Annotated in this window: 18 protein-coding genes; 7 read left to right on the forward strand and 11 right to left on the reverse strand. The window is 57.4% G+C overall.

Features of this window, described 5'->3' with window-relative positions:
• The first annotated feature begins 2 nt into the window (after positions 1-2).
• On the forward strand, positions 3-860 hold the full coding sequence (xdhC, locus tag LB462_RS05520) for a xanthine dehydrogenase accessory protein XdhC (protein ID WP_224506341.1): 858 nt from the start codon (positions 3-5) through the stop codon (positions 858-860).
• A gap of 9 nt (positions 861-869) precedes the next feature.
• Here the strand turns inward: xdhC and LB462_RS05525 are convergent, their stop codons facing one another.
• Positions 870-1,784 (reverse strand): LysR family transcriptional regulator, encoded by a 915-nt coding sequence (locus LB462_RS05525; RefSeq protein ID WP_224506342.1) that lies wholly within the window; start codon positions 1,782-1,784, stop codon positions 870-872.
• 136 nt (positions 1,785-1,920) lie between these two features.
• On the opposite strand from LB462_RS05525, the gene LB462_RS05530 reads away from it, so the two are divergent.
• Positions 1,921-3,162, forward strand: coding sequence for a urate hydroxylase PuuD (locus LB462_RS05530; RefSeq protein ID WP_224506343.1), 1,242 nt, complete (start codon positions 1,921-1,923; stop codon positions 3,160-3,162).
• Entirely contained in the window at positions 3,159-4,514 is a 1,356-nt protein-coding gene (gene guaD, locus LB462_RS05535) for a guanine deaminase (RefSeq protein ID WP_224506344.1), read from the forward strand. The genes LB462_RS05530 and guaD overlap by 4 nt, the downstream gene beginning before the upstream one ends.
• 159 nt (positions 4,515-4,673) lie before the next feature.
• Here guaD and LB462_RS05540 read toward each other — a convergent pair whose 3' ends face one another.
• From LB462_RS05540 to LB462_RS05575, 8 genes are all read right to left on the reverse strand, one after another.
• A complete protein-coding gene (locus LB462_RS05540) occupies positions 4,674-5,684 on the reverse strand; it encodes an NAD(P)H-quinone oxidoreductase (RefSeq protein WP_224506345.1) in 1,011 nt (336 codons plus the stop codon).
• Positions 5,685-5,766: 82 nt separating this feature from the next.
• Positions 5,767-6,483, reverse strand: a complete 717-nt coding sequence (locus LB462_RS05545; protein WP_112532300.1) for a GntR family transcriptional regulator — start codon at positions 6,481-6,483, stop codon at positions 5,767-5,769.
• Between the two features lie 105 nt (positions 6,484-6,588).
• Positions 6,589-9,399 (reverse strand): phosphoenolpyruvate carboxylase, encoded by a 2,811-nt coding sequence (locus tag LB462_RS05550; RefSeq protein WP_224506347.1) that lies wholly within the window; start codon positions 9,397-9,399, stop codon positions 6,589-6,591.
• A 26-nt stretch (positions 9,400-9,425) separates the two neighbouring features.
• Positions 9,426-10,343 carry a succinate--CoA ligase subunit alpha gene (gene sucD, locus LB462_RS05555; protein ID WP_224506348.1) on the reverse strand — a complete coding sequence of 306 codons (918 nt, stop codon included), beginning with the start codon at positions 10,341-10,343 and terminating at the stop codon, positions 9,426-9,428.
• Positions 10,343-11,542 carry an ADP-forming succinate--CoA ligase subunit beta gene (gene sucC / locus LB462_RS05560; protein WP_224506349.1) on the reverse strand — a complete coding sequence of 400 codons (1,200 nt, stop codon included), beginning with the start codon at positions 11,540-11,542 and terminating at the stop codon, positions 10,343-10,345. Before sucC (LB462_RS05560) ends, sucD (LB462_RS05555) begins: the two co-directional genes overlap by 1 nt.
• Before the next feature lie 81 nt (positions 11,543-11,623).
• On the reverse strand, positions 11,624-13,750 hold the full coding sequence (locus LB462_RS05565) for an acetate--CoA ligase family protein (protein WP_224506350.1): 2,127 nt from the start codon (positions 13,748-13,750) through the stop codon (positions 11,624-11,626).
• A gap of 240 nt (positions 13,751-13,990) precedes the next feature.
• Positions 13,991-15,283, reverse strand: a complete 1,293-nt coding sequence (gene oxlT / locus LB462_RS05570) for an oxalate/formate MFS antiporter (protein ID WP_224506380.1) — start codon at positions 15,281-15,283, stop codon at positions 13,991-13,993.
• A 202-nt stretch (positions 15,284-15,485) separates the two neighbouring features.
• Positions 15,486-15,623, reverse strand: coding sequence for a hypothetical protein (locus tag LB462_RS05575; RefSeq protein WP_224506351.1), 138 nt, complete (start codon positions 15,621-15,623; stop codon positions 15,486-15,488).
• Positions 15,624-16,189: 566 nt separating this feature from the next.
• Here LB462_RS05575 and LB462_RS05580 point away from each other — a divergent pair.
• From LB462_RS05580 to sucD (LB462_RS05595), 4 genes are all read left to right on the forward strand, one after another.
• On the forward strand, positions 16,190-17,941 hold the full coding sequence (locus LB462_RS05580; protein ID WP_224506352.1) for a thiamine pyrophosphate-binding protein: 1,752 nt from the start codon (positions 16,190-16,192) through the stop codon (positions 17,939-17,941).
• Positions 17,942-18,036: 95 nt separating this feature from the next.
• Positions 18,037-19,314 carry a formyl-CoA transferase gene (gene frc, locus LB462_RS05585; RefSeq protein WP_112532306.1) on the forward strand — a complete coding sequence of 426 codons (1,278 nt, stop codon included), beginning with the start codon at positions 18,037-18,039 and terminating at the stop codon, positions 19,312-19,314.
• A gap of 203 nt (positions 19,315-19,517) precedes the next feature.
• A complete protein-coding gene (gene sucC, locus LB462_RS05590; RefSeq protein ID WP_224506353.1) occupies positions 19,518-20,693 on the forward strand; it encodes an ADP-forming succinate--CoA ligase subunit beta in 1,176 nt (391 codons plus the stop codon).
• Complete coding sequence (sucD, locus tag LB462_RS05595) at positions 20,690-21,571, forward strand: succinate--CoA ligase subunit alpha (protein ID WP_224506354.1); 882 nt, start codon at positions 20,690-20,692, stop codon at positions 21,569-21,571. The genes sucC (LB462_RS05590) and sucD (LB462_RS05595) overlap by 4 nt, the downstream gene beginning before the upstream one ends.
• A gap of 117 nt (positions 21,572-21,688) precedes the next feature.
• Here sucD (LB462_RS05595) and LB462_RS05600 read toward each other — a convergent pair whose 3' ends face one another.
• Positions 21,689-22,462 (reverse strand): fumarylacetoacetate hydrolase family protein, encoded by a 774-nt coding sequence (locus LB462_RS05600; RefSeq protein ID WP_224506355.1) that lies wholly within the window; start codon positions 22,460-22,462, stop codon positions 21,689-21,691.
• Positions 22,463-22,519: 57 nt separating this feature from the next.
• The coding region (locus LB462_RS05605; RefSeq protein ID WP_224506381.1) for an NAD(P)(+) transhydrogenase (Re/Si-specific) subunit beta at positions 22,520-22,664 on the reverse strand (145 nt) is incomplete at its 5' end.

Here is a 22,664-nt window from a genome sequence, read left to right on the forward strand (position 1 = left end):
CCATGCCAACGAACCACGACGATATCAGGGATTTTCTGAATCGACGGAAGCAGGTCGTGCTGGTCGAGGTGAAGGCAGCAGATGGGTCTACGCCCCGCGAGGCCGGAGCCTGGATGCTGGTGGCAGCGGATTGCATTTTTGGCACCATAGGCGGTGGGCAGCTCGAATTCATGGCAATTGATCACGCGCGCAGGGCGCTCGAAAACGGCGTCCAAATGGATGAAATGACGATCCCGCTCGGACCGGAGATTGGCCAATGCTGCGGTGGCCGTGTCTCACTGGGCTTCAAACGGGTTGATCGAACTGTGGCCATGACATTGATCGAGAAGGTCGATCTCGAAATCGCTGGGCGGCCGCATGTTTATATCTTTGGTGCCGGTCATGTCGGCGATGCACTGGCCATGGCGCTTTCACTGGTCCCGCTGCGAACGATATTGGTCGACACACGCGAAGAGGAACTTTCCGCCACGCAGGTCCCCGGCATCGAAACTTGCCTGACGGCCATGCCTGAGGCGGTCGTTCGTGATGCGCCAGCGGGAAGTGCATTCGTCGTCCTCACCCACGACCATGCACTCGACTTCTTGATTACGGCCGAAGCACTTGCCAGGAATGATGCGTCCTACGTCGGAATGATCGGCTCCAAGACGAAACGGGCAACGTTCCGCAACTGGTTGACACGTGAGGTGGGTCGTCCTGAGTTTTTCGACAGGCTGGTTTGTCCGGTCGGCGGGACCGCCGTGAAGGACAAGCGCCCAACTGTCATTGCGGCTCTGGCGGCGGCTGAAATCATGGTTTCGGCGTTGAACTATCGCCTTACGCCAAATGTTGCACCCAAAGAACGTAGGCGCGTTCCAGCCTGAGGTGAGCTCTTATTCCAACATTGCACTGACCAGGCGCTGACAGCGCTCGGTCATGAAGTCGATCATCAGCCGGACCTTCGGATCCTGGAAACGCTTGTGCGGGTAGATTGCTGCGAGCTGAATACTGGCCGGAGGCGTGTCTTCGAGGATCGCTTTCAGCGTTCCGTCATTCAAATGGCTTTTCACTTCAAACAACGGTTTGTTGATGATGCCGCGACCCTCAAGCGCCCATTGTGTCAGGACATCGCCATCGTCGGAATCATAAGGACCACTGACTTCCAGCTTGCGAGTACCTTCGGGCATCTGCAGCGTCCAGAAATATTCTTTGGAGCCCGGATAGCGTAGCAGCAGGCAGTCATGATGTTCGGCTATCAAATCATCGGGCGTTAGAGGTGTACCGCGCCTTTCCAGATAATCCGGCGACGCGCAGATTACCCTTTCGCAATTCATGATGCCGCGCATGCGCAAATTGGAGTCTTCGAGTATGCCGAGCTTGAAGGCAACGTCGACACCCTCGCTCATGATATCGACGTTGTGATCCGACAATCGCAGCCGCACTTCGATATCCGGGTACTTGTCGTGGAACTCCGGAATGCCGGATGCAATCAGGCGCCGGCCGATCCCGAGCGGTGCGGTGATGCGAATTGCACCTTTGGGCTTTTTCGACAGATCGGCAATCGCCGCTTCGGCCTCATTGATTGCCTCGATGATCTTGACTGCGCCTTCGTAGAATACGCGGCCGTGCTCGGTAGGAGTCAGTTTGCGCGTCGTGCGATTGAAAAGACGGACGCCAAGATGACGCTCGAGTTCCTTGATCCGATTGCTGGCGACAGCCGGAGAAGCGCGCTGGTCGCGTCCGGCGGCAGAGAGGTTTCCAAGTTCGACGACTCGAACAAAAACACGAAGGTTATCAAGGTACGACATTATTTTCGCCCGAAGCCTTACACTGTCTGATGATCTAGCATTTTAAAGATTTTTTTGAAAGAGATGGGTCCATTACGGTGTTTCCCATGAGCATAGGCTTTGGCACATACTCTCCCACAATAAATGGGAGAGCCGCATGTACGAATACGCTATTGCCTGGGACTGGATGAACTTCGCCGTTCGCTGGTTGCATGTGATTACCGGCATCGCCTGGATCGGCTCATCCTTTTATTTCGTGGCGCTTGACCTCGGTCTGCGCCAGCGGCCGGACCTTCCCGCTGGTGCCCACGGCGAGGAGTGGCAAGTCCACGGCGGCGGGTTCTATCATATCCAGAAATATCTGGTGGCCCCGGAGCAGATGCCTGAACATCTGACATGGTTCAAATGGGAATCCTATGCGACGTGGCTTTCGGGCTTCGCCATGCTTTGCATCGTCTACTATGTAGGCGCCGATCTCTACCTGATCGATCCGCATGTACTCGACGTGTCGCGGCCAGTGGCTATCGCGATTTCCCTCGCTTCGATCTTTGGCGGCTGGATCGTCTACGACACGATCTGCAAGTCGCCGCTCGGCAGGAACGACACGCAGCTGATGGTGCTGCTGTATTTCGTGCTCGTCGGCATGGCCTGGGGCTATACGCAGCTCTTCACCGGGCGTGCAGCGTTTCTTCACCTAGGCGCGTTCACAGCGACGATCATGTCCGCCAACGTGTTCATGATCATCATCCCGAACCAGAAGAAAGTCGTTGCCGATCTGATCGCAGGAAAAGTTCCGGATCCCGCGCTGGGCAAGCAGGCCAAGCAGCGCTCGACCCACAACAATTATCTGACCCTGCCAGTGCTGTTCCTGATGTTGTCGAACCACTATCCGCTGGCATTCGGCACCAAATACAACTGGATCATCGCATCGCTGGTGTTCCTGATGGGCGTCACGATCCGCCATTGGTTCAACACCCGCCACGCGCGCAAGGGGGAACCGACATGGACGTGGCTGGTTACCGCGATCCTCTTCGTCATCATCATGTGGCTCTCGACTGTGCCGAAGATTCTTTCGGGCGAAAGCGGAGAGGAGAGAATCTCCGCTGTCCAGCAACCGTTCATTTCCGCGGAAGCCTTCCCCAAGGTGAAGGACACTATCCTCGGACGCTGCTCGATGTGCCACGCCAAGGAACCCGGCTGGGAGGGCATCATCGTGCCGCCCAAGGGTGTCGTGCTTGAGACCGATAGCGAGATCGCAGCGCATGCCCGTGAGATTTATCTGCAGGCCGGACGTTCACATGCAATGCCGCCGGCCAATGTCAGCGGCATTACCGACGAGGAACGCCGCCTGCTCGCCAGCTGGTATGAGACCACAGTTCAGGGAGGAACAGTCCAATGAGCAAATTGCTTTTACGTGGCCGCGTGCTGACATTCGTCGACGAGCCAAAGAGCATCGACGATCAGTCAGCCTACAACTATTTCGAAGATGGCGCGGTGCTGGTCGACAACGGCAAGATTGTCGAAGCTGGCGAATACGCGGCCTTGGCGTCGATTGCGGGTCCGCAGGCGCAGATCGTCGATCACCGTCCGCATTTGATCCTGCCTGGATTCATCGACACCCACCTGCATTTCCCGCAGACCCAGGCAATCGCCTCCTACGGCGCGCAGCTGCTAGAGTGGTTGAATACCTATATCTTCGTCGAGGAGCAGAAATTCTCGTCCACCGCGCACGCCGATTTCATCGCCGGGCGCTTCATGGACGAGTTGTTGCGCAACGGCACGACAACCGCCGCTGCCTATTGTTCGGTTCACCGGACAAGCGTTGACGCCTACTTTGCTGCCGCTGAGAAGCGCAATATGCTGATGATCGGCGGCAAGGTCATGATGGATCGCAACGCTCCCGACGCACTGCGCGATACGCCGCAGTCCGGTTATGACGATACCAAGGCTCTTATCGCCAAGTGGCATGGCCGCGGACGCGCGCACTACGCAATCAGTCCGCGCTTCGCCATCACTTCAACACCCGAGCAGATGGACATGAGCCGCGCTTTGGTGCGCGAACATCCGGAATGTTATGTCCAGACGCATCTATCTGAAAATAAAGACGAAATTTCCTATGCAACTTCGCTTTATCCTTCGGCGAAGGACTATACCGACATCTATGCGAACTATGATCTGCTAGGATCCAAGACGTTGCTGGGCCACTGCATCTTCCTTTCGGACCGGGAAATTTCGGCGCTCGCTGAGACAAAATCAGTCGCGGTTTTCTGTCCGACCTCCAATCTCTTCCTCGGCAGCGGCTTGTTTGACCAAGGTCGGTTCAAAGAGCTCGGTGCACGCACGTCCGTCGCGACCGATGTGGGCGGGGGGACCAGCTTCTCCATGCTGGAGACGATGAGCGAGGCCTACAAGGTTTTGCATGTACAGGGCCAGCGCCTCTCGCCATTCGCTTCCTACTACATGATGACGCTTGGCAATGCCCGGGCACTAGGTCTTGAGGATCGTATCGGTTCGCTGCGTGCGGGGGCAGATGCCGATATCACCATTCTCGACAGCCGTGCCAAGCCGGCGATGGAATTGCGCATGAGGACTGCCACGACCTTGGCAGAGGAGCTGTTTATTCTCCAGACCATGGGCGATGATCGTTCTGTTTCAGAGGTTTACGTCGCCGGCAAGCCCATGAAGAGCGGACTCGATAAAGCTGCCGCGTCTCATGGCGCTCGGTCCTTGCCTGAATTGCAGCCGGCTTGATCAGTCACGTGTAGTGGCGCGATTTTCGCGTCACTACACCAAAATTTAAATCTGCGATTGCAAAAACCATATGGGTTTCGGCATTTCTTGCATAGGAATCGGTCAGTCTTGTGCAGGAATCACGCCATCTTGCGCAAAAAACTGTTCGGCTTCTAAAAATTACCGGTCGTTTTCAATTGTGAGCACGATCTTGCCGATATTGGTATTGGCTTCCATCAATGTGTGGGCCTGACTTGCCTTGGTAAATGGAAAACACGCGTGGATAAGCGGCCGGCATTTACCCTCGGCGAGGAGCGGCCAGACATTGGCTTCAAGCTCGGCGGCGATGCGCGCCTTTGCCTCCAGAGGTTGCGCGCGCAGCGTTGAGCCGGTGTGCGTCAGGCGCTTCATCATCAGACGCATAAAATCGACATCGGCGCGCGAGCCTTGCAGGAATGCGATATTGACGATTCGTCCGCCGATCGCGGCCGCCTGGTAGTTTTTCTCGATATAGGGACCGCCGACCATGTCGAGGATGACGTTGGCGCCTTGCCGCCCGGTCACGTCCCTGACCTCTGCCAGCCAATCCGCCGTGCGGTAATTGATTGCCGTATCCGCACCGAGCTTAAGGCAAGCGGCGCATTTTTCGTCCGTCCCTGCGGTTACGATCACTGTCGCACCGAATGCCTTGGCAAGCATGATCGCAGTCGTTCCTATGCCCGATGCGCCGCCATGGATCAGCAGGGTTTCACCCTGCTTCAAGGCGCCAAGCTCGAAGACGTTATGCCAAACGGTAAAGAAGGTTTCCGGTATGGCGGCAGCTTCTACGAAAGAGAGCCCGTCGGGGATCGGTAGTGCGCTCAAGCTGTCGACGAGCGCGTATTCGGCATAGCCGCCCCCCGGTGTCAGGGCGCAGACCTTGTCTCCCGCCTTCCATCGCGACACACCCATTCCCACGGCCGCCACTTCGCCGGCAACTTCGAGACCGGGCAGGTCGGAGGAGCCTTTCGGCGGCGGATAGTTACCCGCGCGCTGGAAGAGATCGGGGCGGTTGACACCGGCGGCAGCAACACGAATGAGTATTTCGTTCTCCGCAGGGGCAGGAATAGGACGCTGCTCCGCTTTGAGAACATCAGGACCGCCCGGTTCGCTGATGGCGATCACAGTCATGGTTTCGGGAAGGCCGATCATTGCCGCATCTCCAAAGGTGGGATGGAAGGAGTGAGAGGTCCACACTGCTCGCTGCTTCAAGCGCGGCGAGCGGTCAGGTTTCTCAGTCGAAAATACCTTCGCTGTGCTTCTCCACGTAGGCGGCGAGGCCGAGCGTGTGATCGCGGCAGAGCTTTTCGGCCGTCTCGGTATCGCGCTTTTCCAAGGCCGCAATGATTGCCAGATGATCCTTGATCGACTGGGATGCGCGGTCGTCGCGCCCGATGGTGATCTTCCGGATGCCTCGAACGTGGAGGAGAATGTTCTCGGTTGTTTCCCGGAGAATTTTCGAATCCGTCATCTGGATCAGGGTCTGGTGAAACTGCAAATTGGCTTCGGAATACTCACCCAGATAATCGGCCGGCTTGTGGCCCTCATGGAACTTTTCGAAGAGCGTCCTCAAGCGTGCAATATCCTTGCCGCTGGCATTGAGCGAGACGAGGCGGGCAGCCATGGCTTCCAAAGCAGCCCAGACCTGGATCATTTCGATTACTTCGCGCTTTGTCTTGCGCAACACCATGATGCCGCGGCGAGGGATGGATTTCACAAACCCCTGTTGCTCCAGCATCGCGATCGCTTCGCGGATGGGTGTACGGCTAACACCAAGCCGATCGGCCAATTGCCGTTCGTCGAGCCAGGTATCTTCCGACGTGGCATAGATGTCCATATTGGCGATGGCCTGTTTCAATGTCGCATAGATTCGCGTTTTGAAGTTCGGCTCGGCCGCAAAGGGCTCAAGGACGAGGTCCGGGGTGACGTCATCGGCCAGCGGCCAACGCATGTGGGTTCTCGGGCTCACGTCGGATCATCTCCATTTATATTTGGAATGTATAATACCATATTTAAGTCATTGAAGTCATTTTGCGAGTTTTTGCAACCATTTACGTTAGCCATGAGCGCCGAAATCAAGAGCCAGCGCTGTGCCGGCTTCAAGAATAGCGGTGTACGTATCGGCAATCGGGTCGATCAACCGGGCGCTGAGATCGGCATAGTTCGAGGGACGTTCTCCCGGATAGGTGAATGGCTCGCTAAGGTGATAGTTCTTCATATCGACGGGGTCCCCGGGATACGCTCCGCGGAGCAATTCGACTGCTTCGGGTATGCGCAGGCTGAAGATCAGTTCCATGATGTCGTCGCGAGAAATATCGTTGCGCGTCGAAAATCGCGGAACGCGAGCGGCCATCAGAAAGATATGCTGCAATAGTGCCAGGCGTATGGCCTGCAGCATGTCGCTGCGCTCATGTTCTGACTCCCGTGGCTTGCCCGCAGGTAGTTCGACCGCATCCAGGATGCGGTGAAGCCAGATGGCATCGATCCTCAGCTTGACCGCCAGCGCGCTTATGGCCGTCGCCCTTTCATCGCCTTCAAGGAGTTGTGTTATCGAAAGACAAGGTGCGGCGAGGTGCGGCTCGGCGCCGGCATAGGGTCGCGACGACCAGAATGCGGGGTCGTAAATGGTCGCGAAAGCTGCAAGCGCCTTGATGCTCGACTTTTGTTTCGTGGCAAAAACGTGAGACGTAAGCCGGCGCAGGCGATCCGATCCCTTATAAACTTCCACGAAGCGATCCTCATCATCGCGCACTGCACTTCCGAAACCGGAGACAACAGTCAGCGGGTAGCCGAGTTGCTGCAGGATGGCATTATGGGGGATCGCGCGAATTTTCCTGACCTGATGGACTTCGGCGCCAGCGACATCGAACTGCCGGCGCGATTTGCGCGAACCGGTCTCGTTGAGAAGCCCTTGCGGAAACGAGCCGAGCGTTCTGTGATAGGCCCGGTCATTCAGAAGATGATCATGAAAATTCGCAATATGCCGATAAAAATCGAAGGAAAAGCTCGTCTTGGCATAGAGCATGTCATCTTCGGGCGCGCCGCGTGCCGGCACCTCACATTCGACAAGTCTCGTCAACGTGGCAAGAGCCAGCTCGGGCGTCTCGAAATAGAGATATCCGTCGCCGCCTTGAAAACTAACCTCATGTTTCAGGGCAATGCCGGCATCGCGGTATTGGTGGCGGATCCATGGGCTAAGCACGTAGAAGGCCCGGTCCATGAATGAGCGCTGGTGGGCGCCGCGGCCCGCAGATTCGCCATGCGTGTTGAAAATGAGGACTTCGACATCCGTGAGTTCGTGACGAGTACATGCACGCGCCAGTTGCCCCTGGACGCGTTCAATGGCGAGAGCCGCTGGAATCTGACCCATGAAACGACCGGAATCGGAAAAGCCGGTTTGTATCGCTATGCGACCGCGGGCACGCACGATGTCCCGGTATTCAGGAATGGCGAAAAGCACGTCGAAGAAGCGGGCTGCGTTCTCCAGTGCTGTGGGCGTTTCGAACAGCGGCGATATATCGAGCTTGTGGTCGACGCCGAACAGCCGGGCGAAGCACATTGCGGCAAGCACAGTTGCCGGGTTTTCGCATTCGGCAATCAACAGGCGAATGGAGGAATCGCTATCGACATGCTTGAGAATCTGGGCGGCAAGCAAGAACTGACGCAGCGCAGTTTTTTGCTCGATATCGAGGGAGGCGAAGTTGACCTGGTACTTATCGGCATCGCGGATGAGTTCGCCAAGCATTTCGAGAATGGATCGACTGCCGATCTGTTCTTCGGAATCAAGGTCCAAATACTGCATGATGGCGTTATGAAGCTGTGTCGCATTGATACGCAGGTGAACTTCACCCACGCCAAAGCTGAGCGCTGCCATCTCGCTGCGCAGAATGAGCAGGTCCAGCGCGATTTCGTCGGGGGCATCCGCAACGGCCGCGTCCAGGATGGAGAGCAAGGGATCGATGCTGACGATCCGGTCGGGATGATCGGTCGTCAATATCTCCGAAGCGGCCTCAAGGGCTGACGGATCGAGCGGTATTTGCGAAAAGGCTTCCAGCACAAGACCGCTCCATGCGTGGAGCCGCTCGAGTTTCAGGGCCATCTGCCCGAGCTTGTTTCCGGTCGCCGATCCGCATCCGGGCTTTGCGAGTATCCGGGCGATTGAAGCTTCATAGCGACGGATCTGCCGCGATTTTTCAGCAAGCCTGAAGCGAAACATGTCGATCCAGGCTATGTCCGTGCGTCCATCCAGGTCGTATCCGACCCAGGTACCGACGCCGACGAAACCGATCTGCGCCTCCCGCCACCTATCTCCATGGCGCTTGCGCAGGATCTCAATCGACAATCTCGAAAACTCGGCGATCGCGTCGCTGGCTCTATCGATCGCCATAAGCACCGCTTCATGCTCATCATTCAGCGCAATCGGGCGATCAGGACCCAAACCTGTTTCATCGTCTTCAATGATTTCGCCATTGGCGAGGCGGGCGAGCATGTTGCGCTGGCGGCGCGACAGGAGAAAGGTTGGATGTGCTGTAAATACCAGTCCAAGCTGGCAACGAAGGACGGCAAGATCTTCCTCGAATGTGCCGTCATCGCCGAGCAGGGATTCGATGGCGGACGTCAGACGCTTGCGATTCTCATCCATATCGAGCGGGCCGACATAACCCGCGAGGGCGAGGGCGCGAGCCTGAAAGCTGGCCTTGCCGAGAGTATGAATGAGGCCGGCCAAATCCTGTCTGCTGAGCGTGCCCGCTTCGAGATCACGCGACAGTTCGAAGGAGAGCTGTGCGACAGGATTATAGCGTGGTTCGTCGGTCAGCCGGCCGCGAAAGGCGGCAAGCCTTTCGCGGCAGTGATTTTCAAGCGACATGGCGGTTTGATCCGGCGCTCGATCCATCAACCGGTTGCCGACAGGCGTGGAGATATCGAACGCTCATTCAGAAGTTCGACCAGTGTTGTGCCAAGACGCGCCGGTGTAGAGGCGATCCGGACGCCAGCCGCTTCCATGGCACTGATTTTGTCTTCTGCGCCACCTTTGCCGCCGGATATGATGGCTCCAGCATGGCCCATGCGCCGTCCCGGAGGTGCCGTGCGACCCGCAATGAACCCGACCGTTGGCTTCGAACGTCCGTGTCTTGCCTCGTCGGCGAGGAATTGCGCGGCTTCTTCTTCAGCCGAACCGCCGATTTCGCCAATCATCACGATTGATTCTGTCGCCGGATCAGCGAGGAACATTTCCAGCACATCGATGAACTCGGTGCCTTTGATGGGATCGCCACCGATTCCGACCGCGGTTGTCTGGCCAAGACCCTGTTGCGAGGTCTGGAATACTGCCTCATAGGTCAGTGTGCCCGAACGCGACACGATGCCGACGGATCCTTTGCGGAAGATGGAGCCGGGCATAATCCCGATCTTGCATTCATCGACAGTCATGATGCCCGGACAGTTGGGGCCGATCAGTCGCGACTTCGAACCGCTCAATGCTCGTTTGACACGCTGCATGTCGAGAACCGGAATACCTTCGGTGATGCAGACGATCAGTGGAATTTCCGCCTGGATCGCCTCGCAGATAGCGTCTGCCGCGCCGAAAGGCGGCACGTAAATAACCGAGGCGTCAGCTCCGGTTGCTTCACGTGCTTCCGCTACCGTGTCGAAGACGGGCAGACCGAGATGTGACGTTCCGCCTTTGCCGGGAGAGGTGCCGCCGACCATGTGGGTGCCATATTTGATCGCCTGTTCGCTGTGGAAGGTGCCGGTCTTGCCGGTGAAGCCCTGACAGAGGAGATGGGTGTTCTTGTTGATCAGTATCGACATCAGTTTGAGCCTCCCACTGCATTGACGATCTTCTGGGCGGCATCGTCGAGATCGTCGGCGGGGATGACGTTCAAGCCTGATGCCGCGATGATCTTCTTGCCCTCGTTCACATTGGTGCCTTCGAGGCGAACGACGAGCGGTACCGTCAGCCCCACTTCCTTGACGGCCGTGATCACACCTTCCGCGATCACGTCGCAGCGCATGATGCCACCGAAGATGTTGATGAGAATGCCTTTTACATTCGGATCTGCAGTGATGATCTTGAATGCCGCCGCAACCTTCTCGGCAGTGGCGCCGCCGCCGACATCGAGAAAGTTGGCCGGTTCTGCACCGTAGAACTTGATGATGTCCATGGTCGCCATGGCAAGGCCGGCGCCGTTGACCATGCAGCCGATGCTGCCGTCGAGCGTGATGTAGGAGAGGTCGTATTTCGACGCTTCTATCTCCTTGGCATCCTCTTCGGTCTCATCACGCATTTCGAAAATGTCGAGATGACGTGCGAGTGCGTTGGAATCGAAGCTGACCTTGGCGTCGAGACATTTCAACTGGCCGTCCTTCGAGACGATCAGCGGATTGATCTCGAGCATCTCCATGTCTTTGGCAGTGAACGCGGTATAGAGTTTTGCAACGAGTGTATGCGCCTGTTTGGCGAGATCGCCGTCAAGTTCAAGCGCCTTGGCAACGGCGCGGCCATGATGGGGCAAGATGCCCGTTGCCGGATCGACCGAGAACGTCAGGATCTTTTCCGGTGTGTCGTGCGCAATGGTTTCGATGTCCATGCCGCCTTCGGTGGAGACAACGAACGAAACGCGGCTGGTTGCGCGGTCGACGAGAAGCGAGAGGTAGAATTCCTTCTCGATCTGCGATCCGTCCTCGACATAGAGACGGTTGACCTGCTTGCCTGAAGGGCCGGTCTGGATCGTCACCAATGTATTGCCGAGCATTTCAGCGGCATGTTCGCGAACTTCCGCAATCGAACGGGCAAGACGGACACCGCCCTTTGCACCTTCGCCCAGTTCCTTGAACGAACCTTTGCCGCGACCGCCGGCATGAATTTGCGATTTGACGACAAAGACCGGACCAGGGAGCCTTGCGGCCATTTCACCGGCCTCTTCGATGTCCACGGCCAGATAGCCTTCCGGGACGGGCACGCCAAAGGACTTCAGGACACCCTTGGCCTGATACTCATGAATATGCATTGAGGAAAACCTCCCCTTGAAATTTGCGGATTTTGTGAGAGCACCAGACCCTGGCTTGCGCCAGGGCCCAGCGGGGAGAACCTAGAGCAAACCTGCGCCTCTGGCCCATTTGTACTTCGCGCCCAGCACCTCGACTGGTAGCTCGGTCGAATAGGCATAGGCGGGGATGCCATGCTGGTAGAGATATTCGGCGGCCTCTTCGACCTCGACATCGCCGGCAAGCGACGCAACCATCGGCTTCTCGATACCCTTGGCCGCCATCTCCTCCTTCACCTCGACCATGAGCTTGGCAAAGACCATCGGCGGGGTCACGATCGTGTGCCAGTAACCGAGGATCAGCGCGTGGATACGATCATCCTCGAGGCCGAGTTTGACCGTGTTCTTGTAGGTGAGGGGTGGTTCGCCGCCTGTGATGTCGACGGGATTGCCCGCGGCACCGAAGGGTGGAATGAACTTGCGGAAGGCCGCATCAAGATCGTCCGGCATTCCCATGAGACTGAGGCCATTATCGACGCAGGCGTCGGAGAGAAGCACGCCCGAGCCGCCAGCGCCGGTGATGATGACGACATTCTCTCCCTTCGGCGTCGGCATGACCGGAATGCCGCGGGCGAATTCGAGGAGCTGCCGCAGCGAGCGGGCGCGGATGACGCCGACCTGCTTGAAAACGTCCTCGTAGATCTTGTCGTTACCGGCAAGCGCGCCCGTATGGGAGGAGGCCGCTTTGGCACCGGCGGAGGTGCGTCCCGCCTTGAGGACGACGATCGGCTTCTTCTTCGAGACGCGTTTTGCCACTTCGGCAAAGGCGCGCCCGTCTTTCAGATCCTCGAGATGCTGGGCGATGATCCGCGTATTGTCATCCTGCTCGAAGAAGGTGAGCAGATCGTCCTCATCGATATCCGACTTGTTGCCGAGACCGACAATCGCCGATACGCCCATCTTGGCCGAACGCGAAAAGCCGATGATCGCCATGCCGATACCGCCGGACTGTGACGACAAGGCCGCCGAGCCTTTGACGTCATAAGCCGTGCAGAATGTCGCGCAGAGATTTTCCGGCGTGTAGTAGAAGCCGTAAATGTTCGGGCCCATCAGGCGGATATTGTATTTGCGGCCGATCTTGACGATTTCGTCCTGCAGTTCCGGTTCGCCGGCTTCAGCAAAGCCCGAGGGAATGAGCACTGCGCCGGGAATTTTCTTCTCGCCGCATTCCGCAAGAGCGCCGGCAACCAATTTGGCGGGAATGGCAAAGACCGCCGTATCGATATCGCCCGGAACATCCCTGACGCTCTTGTAAGTCTTGTAGCCAAGGATCTCTTCGGCCTTCGGATGGATCGGATAGATCTGCCCTTTGTAGCCGCCGTTGATGAGGTTTTTCATCACCGAATTACCGATCTTGCCATCCTCTGCCGAAGCGCCGATCACTGCTACCGCCTTCGGGCGCATGATGCGGTTCATGGATTTGAGGATTTCGTCCTGGGTCGGGCGGTGGCGGGGCTTAGCCTGGTTGTAGTCGATGACGATGCGCACGTCGGCGGCAATCGCGCCTTCCCTGGTGGCGAAAACCGGGTTGAGATCGAGTTCGGAGATTTCCGGATAGTCGTCGACAAGCTTGGAAACCTGCACAATCATATCGGCAAGCGCGATACGATTGACTGGCTCACCGCCACGTACGCCCTTCAACATTTCTGCTGCCTGAATGCTGTCGAGCATCGACAGGGCCTCATCGTTCGTCACCGGTGCAAGACGGAAGGTGATGTCCTTCAGGACTTCGACGAGAACGCCGCCAAGGCCAAAGGCAACGAGCTTGCCGAAGCTGTCGTCGGTTACCGCGCCGATGATGACTTCGAGGCCGCCGGTCAGCATTTGCTGGACCTGCACGCCGATGATTTCCGCATCGGCCTTATAGGCTTGAGCGTTGGCGATGATCTTGTCGAAACTGGCCTTGGCTTCCTCGGCAGATTTGACGCCGACGATAACGCCGCCTGCTTCCGTCTTGTGCAGGATATCCGGAGAGACGATTTTCATGACCACCGGAAAGCCCATGGCCGACGCAAGCGAGGCGGCTTCTTCGGCGCTGCCTGCAACACCTTCCTGCGGAACTGCTATGCCATAAGCATCGCAAATAAGCTTGCCTTCGGGTGCGGTGAGTGCCTGGCGGCCCTCGGCCCGCGCCGCTTCCAGTACGTTACGGACAACGGTTTTGTCGAGCATGATTTCCTCCGTGATGGCCGCGTACACTCCCGGTGACGGCGGCATTGATGTGGCTTGGTTTGCCAGCGGCGCGAACTGGTGAAACTGCTTTTGGCGCCCCGTATTGGTATATTGTATGCCAGAAAAATTAGTGTCAAGTCCTGATGTCTGGCAGCAGTTGTTTGTATTCAATGCGATTGACTGTTTGAATGTTGAATGCCTGGGCTGGATCATTCAGCCCAGGCGACTGCTGTTGGGATATTATTGGGCAGGCTGCAGAACGTTCTCTTCCGTCCTGCGAATAATGCCTGCACGCCATGGCTTGAGTACGAACAGAGCCAGAAGGGCTGCACCTGCATTCAGAACGACGCCGATGATAAATACCGAGTTCCAGTTGCCATCCGCCGCCATCGCTGTGCCAAACGGCACGAGAAGCGCTGCAGTACCTTTGGCGGTGTAGAGCAGGCCGGCATTGGTGGCGGCATATTTCGAGCCGAACGTATCGGTGCAGGTTGACGGGAAGAGAGAATAGATCTCGCCCCAGGCAAAGAACACCAAGCCGCTGAGGATGACGAACATCACCGGATTGCCCGCGTAGAGATAGAGCAGATAGATACCGATCGCCTCAATTCCGAAGGCGATGAACATGGTGTTCTCGCGCCCGATCTTGTCCGACACCCAGCCGCAGAGCGGTCGCGTCACGCCATTAAGAAGACGGTCGAGGGTAGCAGCCAATGTGAGAGCCGGTATGCCCAGCCACATCGGAATGTCCGCAACACCGAAGTCCTTCGCCATTGGTGCAAGATTGGCGGTTACAACGAGGCCACCGGCGCCAACTGCAACAAACATGGCATACATGAGCCAGAAAATCGGATGCTTGACCACTTCAGAAGGCAAATACTGCTTGCGGCTCTGAAGGATCGGGCCCTTGTTTGTTGGTTCCGGCACCTGACCTGGCTTCGGAGCCAGCAGGAAGAACGCAAGAACCATAATGACAATGCCTTGTCCGATACCGAAAGAGAAGAAGGCGTTCTGGAAGCCGTAATTGGCGATTGTGGCCTGGATTGGCCAAACCGTCAGTGCCGAACCTGCACCGAAACCGGCAGCTGTGATACCCGCGGCAAGTCCGCGACGGTCCGGAAACCATTTCAGTGCGTTGCCCACGCAGGTGCCGTAAACTGCGCCCGCGCCGATACCGGCAACAGCCTGGCCGACGCAGAAGAGAAACATGGTATCGGCATATGAGTTAATGACCCAGCCGATTGCGCAAAGTATGCCGCCGAACAGGATAACGATCTTCGGGCCGTATTTATCGACAAACCAGCCCTCGATGGGAACGAGCCATGTTTCGAACAGGACGAAGAGTGTGAATGCCCATTGAATTTCTGCACGCCCCCAACCGAATTGTTTGGTAATTTCGGGAACAAAGAATGTCCAGCCATATTGCAGGTTGGCGATCATGACCATACAGATCACGCCAATTGCCAACTGTCCCCATCTGAATCCGTCGCTGACCTGGTGCGAGCGGAACTCCTCTTTTACCGCTTGAGTCATGTTCATCCCTTTCTACGCCTTTTATGTAGCTAAAATGCCATGCGCTGATTGGGACATACTGGTATCTGTTATACCAAAAGACAAGAGCCAAGCTGGTAATGCTATACAACTTTTGTGAAAATTGAATGTATTCAAAACGTTAAGCGGCCGCTGGAGGTGATCCGGCAGCCGCTTAAGGGGACGAAAAGTAACTTTTCAGCGATTAAAGACCGAAAGGTTCGTTATTTTTGTTGCGTGCATTTGTGCGTGCAACGCTGTCGAGGAAGGCAAGAATCGTCTCGATGATACCGCGGGGGACGGTACGATCGACTGTATTGGCTATTTCTGCACGTGCCGGCATGATTTGACGCTCCTGTTTACCGTTTAACTTGGCCCTTATCTGGCATACCATATCCCAGTTCACAACGGCGCCAGACGCATATCAGCATCCCATTTTTGCATAGGTTGTGCACTGCACACTCTTACAACGCTTCAGGCAGCCCTTTTGTTTCGATGTTTTTTACACCTCTCAACTGGTTTTCCCCAACCCGCGATTATCTTTATCAAGGGTGTTTGACTTATGGTATTTATTATGCCAGAAATTCCGCAAGAGCACTTTAGCTGACCCGGCATACGGGTGGGGAAGCGCTGCGGACTTTGTAAATCCGGCTTGGCTCTTTCGACTGTCTCCGCTGGTTGCGTCTTTGAGGCGGCAATCTGGAACAGGGGGAAGGCAGGCCATCGATCTCAACGAGCGTTATCGCATGCAAAATCTCGATGTAGTTGAGCCGGTTGGCTCCCTGAACAAGCCCTTGAAGTATTCGCTACTGGTGCGGCAGCCTCATTTAGAGCTGCAGACGGGGAACGGGTGGACGGCCAAGCGCCAACGATAAGAGACGACAAAATTCAATAGGAGGAAAGACGTTCATGACAATCGTCACAAAGGTTGAGAAGGCCACAACGGCCGAAGATACATTGAAGCGGAAGGTTCGCGACGGGAGCGTGGTGTCCGGTGGCCATCTGGTGGCACGGGCGCTGAAGAATGAGGGTGTCGACACCATCTTCACGCTTTGCGGCGGTCACATCATCGATATCTATGACGGCTGCATCGATGAAGGCATCCGCATTATCGATGTGCGCCACGAGCAGGTCGCTGCTCATGCGGCCGATGGTTATGCCCGCCAAACAGGCAAAATGGGCTGTGTTGTCACGACTGCCGGTCCAGGCTGTACCAATGCGGTAACCGGTATCGCTACGGCATTCCGCTCGGAAAGCCCGGTGCTTCATATTGGCGGGCAGGGCGCCTTGACCCAGCACAAGATGGGCTCGCTGCAGGATCTGCCGCATGTCGACATGATGACGCCGATCACCAAATTTGCTGCCTGCGTCTCTTCGACCGAACGTATTGCCGATATGATTTCCATGGCGGCGCGCGAGTGTTTCTCTGGTGCGTCTGGACCTTCCTATCTGGAAATTCCGCGTGACGTTCTGGATCGCGAAATCCCTATTGAAAAGGCCGTCATACCGCAGCCCGGTCATTACAGGGCATCGACATATTCAATCGGTGATCCAGCAGACATCGAAAAGCTTGCCGACGTTCTGGTCAACGCCGAACGCCCTGCCGTCCTCTTTGGACAACAGGTCTTCACGTCGGGCAGCACTCAGGCAGCAATCGAGCTGCTTCGCGGCCTGGATATTCCCGGCTATTTCAATGGCGCAAGCCGCGGCACATTGCCTATTGGCGATCCCCATCATTTTGACCGTACACGCGGCTTTGCCTTCAACAATGCCGATGTGATCGTGGTAATCGGCACGCCGTTCGATTTCCGCATGGGCTATGGCAAGCGGATTTCCAAAGACCTTACCCTGGTACAGATCGATCAGGACTACCGCACCGTCGGCAAAAACCGCGATATCGATCTGGGGCTCGTTGGCCATCCGGGCGCCATACTTTCGGCGGTCCTGCAGGCCGCATCCGCCCGGATCGACAAGGGCAAGCGGCAGGCACGCCGCGAGTGGATGAAGACTCTCGAGCAGCAGGAAGTTATCGCCTATGACAAGGTGCTGCCGCTTCTCAAGTCGGACCAAAGCCCGATCCACCCCTACCGTGTTGCATACGAGCTCAATGAGTTCCTCGGCGAGGATACGATCTACATCGGCGATGGTGGCGACGTGGTGACTATCTCGGCTCAGGCGGTGCGCCCGCGCAATCCGGGTCAATGGATGGATCCTGGCGCACTTGGTTCGCTGGGCGTCGGGACCGGCTTCGCGCTTGGAGCCAAGCTGGCTCATCCGCAGAAGGAAGTGCTTTGCTACTATGGTGACGGCGCATTCTCGATGACGGCCTTCGACATGGAAACCTGTGACCGGTTCAACGCGCCCTATCTTGCGGTTATCGGCAACAACTCCTCGATGAACCAGATCCGCTATGGCCAAGTTGCAAAATATGGCGAGGAACGCGGCAATGTCGGCAACAAGCTTGGCGACGTCGAGTTCTCCAAATTCGCCCACATGCTCGGCAATCATGGCGAGGAAGTTCGCGAAGCGTCCGAAATTCAGCCGGCGCTGCTGCGGGCCCGCGAGGCCATAGCAAAGACCGGCCGGTCGGCGGTCGTCAACATCTGGGTCGATCCGAATGAGTATGCGCCCGGGACCAAAAACCAGACGATGTACAAATAACGATAAAGCCCGGCGGTCATAAAGGCCGCCGGCCCAAAATCGACAGAGAGCAGAACGAAGGAACAAGTTCCGCGCCAGAAAAAGGGAAGAAGAGAATGACGAAAGCTTTGGAGGGTGTTCGCATCCTGGATTTCACCCATGTTCAATCTGGGCCCACATGCACACAGCTTCTTGCCTGGTTTGGTGCCGATGTCATCAAGGTCGAGCGCCCCGGGGTTGGAGATATTACGCGCGGCCAGCTGCGCGACGTCCCCGAGGTGGATAGCCTCTATTTCACCATGCTCAATCACAACAAACGTTCGATCACGCTCGATACCAAGAATCAGAGCGGGAAGGCGGTTCTGGAAGAACTGATCAAAAATTGCGATGTGCTGGTGGAGAATTTCGCTCCCGGTGCACTCGACCGCATGGGGTTTACGTGGGAGCGTGTCCAGGAACTCAATCCGGCAATGATCGTTGCCTCGATCAAGGGATTCGGCCCCGGCCCCTATCAGGACTGCAAGGTTTACGAAAACGTCGCGCAATGCACCGGCGGTGCGGCCTCGACCACCGGCTTTCGCGATGGTCTGCCGCTGGTTACCGGAGCGCAGATCGGTGATTCCGGCACAGGTCTGCATCTTTGCCTCGGCATCGTCACGGCGCTTTTCCAACGCACCAAAACAGGGCGCGGCCAGAAAGTCTCGGCAGCAATGCAGGATGGCGTGCTTAATCTGTGCCGCGTCAAGCTGCGGGACCAGCAACGTCTGGCGCACGGTCCGTTGAACGAATACAGCCAATATGGCGAGGGTATCGAGTTCGGCGAAAGCGTGCCGCGCGCCGGCAATGATTCTGGCGGCGGCCAGCCCGGGCGCATCCTGAAGTGCAAGGGCTGGGAGACAGATCCCAACGCCTATATCTACTTCATTACCCAGGCGCCGGTCTGGGAGGCGATTTGCGACGTGATCGGCGAGCCGGAATGGAAGACCCACCCCGACTATGCAAAACCCGTTGCTCGTCTGCCGCGCCTCAACGCGATTTTTGCCCGCATTGAGGAATGGACGATGACCAAGGACAAGTTCGAGGCGATGGCAATCCTCAACGACAGGGACATCCCGTGCGGTCCTATCCTGTCCATGAAAGAGATCGCCGAAGACCAATCGCTGAGAGCTACGGGCACGATCGTCGAGGTGGAGCATCCGGAACGCGGCAACTATCTTTCTGTCGGTAACCCCATCAAGCTTTCCGACAGTCCGACAGACGTTACGCGTTCCCCGCTCTTGGGAGAGCACACGGACGAAATTCTGCGCGACGTCTTGAGATTCGACGAGCGGACGATCGACGAACTGCAGAAAAGCGGTGCACTCGGAACCCCGCAGAAAATCGCTGCCGAGTAATCCGCATCGAGAAAACGGCGGCATAACCCCCCCCGGTGCCGCCGTTTTCTTTTCGACCGGGTTGCGGTTGTGGGCGCAGAAATCATAACCTGGCTACCGATTGACAGGTCTGATCTTTGTTGGCATTATGTATTCCACTGACTCGCGGGCGGTACTAAGCATCGCCACACCATAAGCCTATTCGCTTCAGGGAGGAGGCGGCTATGAAGCTTCATGAGTTCCAGTCGAAAGCACTCTTATCCGCCAGAGGCGTCAATGTCCCCGAAGGCCGGGTGGCGCTGACCCCCGGCGAAGCCCGCGAAGCAGCAGAGGCTTTGGGCGTGGACAGAATCGCCGTGAAATCACAGGTTCTGGCGGGGGGCCGCGGCCTCGCAGGCGGCGTCCGTCTGGTCTCATCTGCAGGCGACGTCGAAGCCGCTGCAGCCTCGATGCTTGGGCGCACTCTCATAACCGAACAGACAGGACCAGCCGGTTGCCGCGTCAACAGAGTGTTGATCGAAACGGCGGTTCGCCCTGTCCGCAGCCTCTATCTATCGTTGCTCGTTGATGCGGCAAGGGCTGAAATTGCCATCCTCGCCGGTGCTGAAGGGAGCGAGGATATCGAGCAGCGGCTTCAATCGGGCGAAACCCGTCTGGAACGGCTTTCCCTCGGTACCGGAGATGCACCGGAGAAAGCCGCCGTGACTGGCTTGGCCCAGCGGCTTGGCCTTGGTTCCGGCCTTCACTCTGCCTTTGCTTCGCTTGTCGATCAGTTGCGCCTGGCCTTTGTCGAACTCGATGCAACACTCATCGAGCTCAACCCATTGGTGGTGACAGAAGAGGGCAAGTTCGTCGCGGTCGACGTCAAGATGATCATCGACGACAACGCGCTGTTCAGGCATCCCGAGCTGGTGGCCCTGCGCGAAGAGCATGACGGCGATGAAACCGAGCTTGTCGCGCAGAATCGCCGGCTCAACTATCTGCGGATGGACGGCAATATCGGTCTGGCGGTCAACGGGGCCGGACTCGGCTTGGCAACACTCGATATGGTCCGTGCGGCCAATGGCAGCGCGGCGAACTTCATGGATATCCGCACGACGGCCACTAGCCTCGATGTCGCGCATGGGTTCACGCTTCTTCTCAACAATCCGGCCGTGCGCTCGATTCTCGTCAATGTGCATGGCGGCGGAATGCAGCCCTGCGATACCATAGCCGACGGTCTCGGCATCGCGATGCGGCGCACGGGCCGCACGTGCCCTGTCGTCGTTCGTCTGGCCGGCAACAATGCCGAATATGCCCGGTTCCGCTTCGCCAATTTCGGCTGCAAGGTGATCGACTGTCCCGACATGTGGACGGCAGTGAACCGTGCCGTTTCCGCTGCCCATGGAGAAAGATCATGACCATTCTCGTTGATCAGAACACCCGTGTGATCTGCCAGGGCATGACCGGTTGGGCGGGAACGCATTATTCGGCGGCCATGATGGAATACGGAACCCGGATTGTAGGCGGCGTCACCCCCGGCAAGGGCGGAACCTACCATTTGAACCTCCCGGTCTTTGACGAGGTTGCAGAAGCGATGAAGGAGACTGGCGCCAATGCCAGCATGATTTTCGTGCCGCCGGAAAACGCTGCCGCAGCAATGATCGAGGCGATCGAGGCAGGTATGCCGCTTGTGGTGGCTCTGACGGAGCGGGTGCCTGTACAGGACATGTTGCGCGTGCGCGCGGCGCTGAAGCAAAGCTCGACGGTTCTTGTCGGCCCGAACTCGCAGGGTATCCTATCGCCGGGGGTCTGCAAGATCGGCGTTATGGCGACGGGCAGCGAGCGAAAGGGCCACGTCGGCATCCTGTCGCGCTCGGCATCGCTGACCAGCGAAGTCATCGCTCAGGTGAGTGCGGCGGGACTGGGCCAGTCGACAACAGTCGGCATTGGCGGTGACGCCATTCACGGCCTGAGCATGCGCGATTGCATGGAGCTTTTCCTTGCCGACGACGATACGCGCGGTGTGATCGCCATCGGCGAGATCGGCGGATCGGAAGAGCAGGAACTGGCGGAGTTTCTCGCCGGGATCAAACCGGGCATTCCGGTCGTCGGGCTCGTTGTCGGCCGGTATGCTCCGACGGAACGCCGCATGGGCCATGCCGGTGCCTTTGCGCAAAGCGCTGCCAGTGATGCCGGAAACAAGATCAGTGCGCTGAAGGATGCCGGCGTGATCATCGCCCAGAGCCCGCATCTCGTCGGTGAGACGATCCGCGAAGCGATGGCCGCGGCCGCCTGAAAGAATATGACGTGTCTGGCCGGAGTTGGATTGAGCGCTGAAACATCCAATCCCGGTTTGATAGAAGAATACCCGGAACCTTGGCTTCCGGGTATTCTCTCATTTCAGCATCGATGCCTACTGAACAAATGTGGTCGACAAGGTGCCGATACCCTCGATGGTGACGGAGACGGTATTGGTCGGATCCTTTATCGACCCGACGCCGAGCGACGTACCGCAGCAGATCAGATCTCCAGGCTCGAGCGTCATATCCTTGGACAGTGCGCTGACAAGAATTGCCGGCGGAAAGATCATATCGCTTAAGGGATAGTCCTGGCGCAGGGCACCGTTGAGCTCCGTTTTGACACTGCATTCGGTCGGATCGATATCGGTGGCGATGACCGGACCGAACGGACAGAAACCGTCGAAGCTCTTGGCGCGAGCCCATTGTGCGAAGGTCTTGTCGCGGGCGATGATGTCGCTCGCCGTCAGGTCGTTGACACAGGTGTAGCCGAAAATGGCGGCTGCGGCTTCCGCTTCCGACGCATTGCTGCAGCGCTTGCCGATCACGATGCCAAGTTCGCCTTCATAGCCGACGCGTTCGGTGTAGGAAGGAGGGCGGCGGACCACAGCCTCCGGAGATGCGACACTCGACAGGGCCTTCAATAGATAGAGCGGCTCATCGGGTTTCGCGACATCGAGTTTGGCGGCAAGCTGATGGAAATTGTTCCACAGCGCGATGATCTTGGAAGGCTCGCAAGGCGCCAGCAAGCGAACCGAGGCAAGCGGAAGCCGCATGTCGGTGGCGATCGGTTGCTCGAACATATTGCCTTGATAAACGACAATATCCTTGCCTTGCAGAAGGCCGAAGCCCTCTATGCCCTCATCGTCGAATCGTACCCATTGAGCCATTTTGTCTATCCTCCATTTTGCAAAGTGCGGATCTCTTCTTCAGCCCTCCGCCGGTTGTCAGTGATCGAGTGCCTTGACGATGTTCTCGACCATTTTCTTGGCGTCGGCGAAGAGCATCATGGTGTTGTCGCGGAAGAACAGTTCGTTCTCGACGCCGGCATAACCCGAGCCCATGCCGCGCTTGATGAAGAGCACGGTGCCC

The sequence above is a fragment of the Phyllobacterium chamaecytisi genome, assembly GCF_020164455.1.
GTDB classification, from domain to species: Bacteria; Pseudomonadota; Alphaproteobacteria; order Rhizobiales; family Rhizobiaceae; genus Phyllobacterium; species Phyllobacterium chamaecytisi.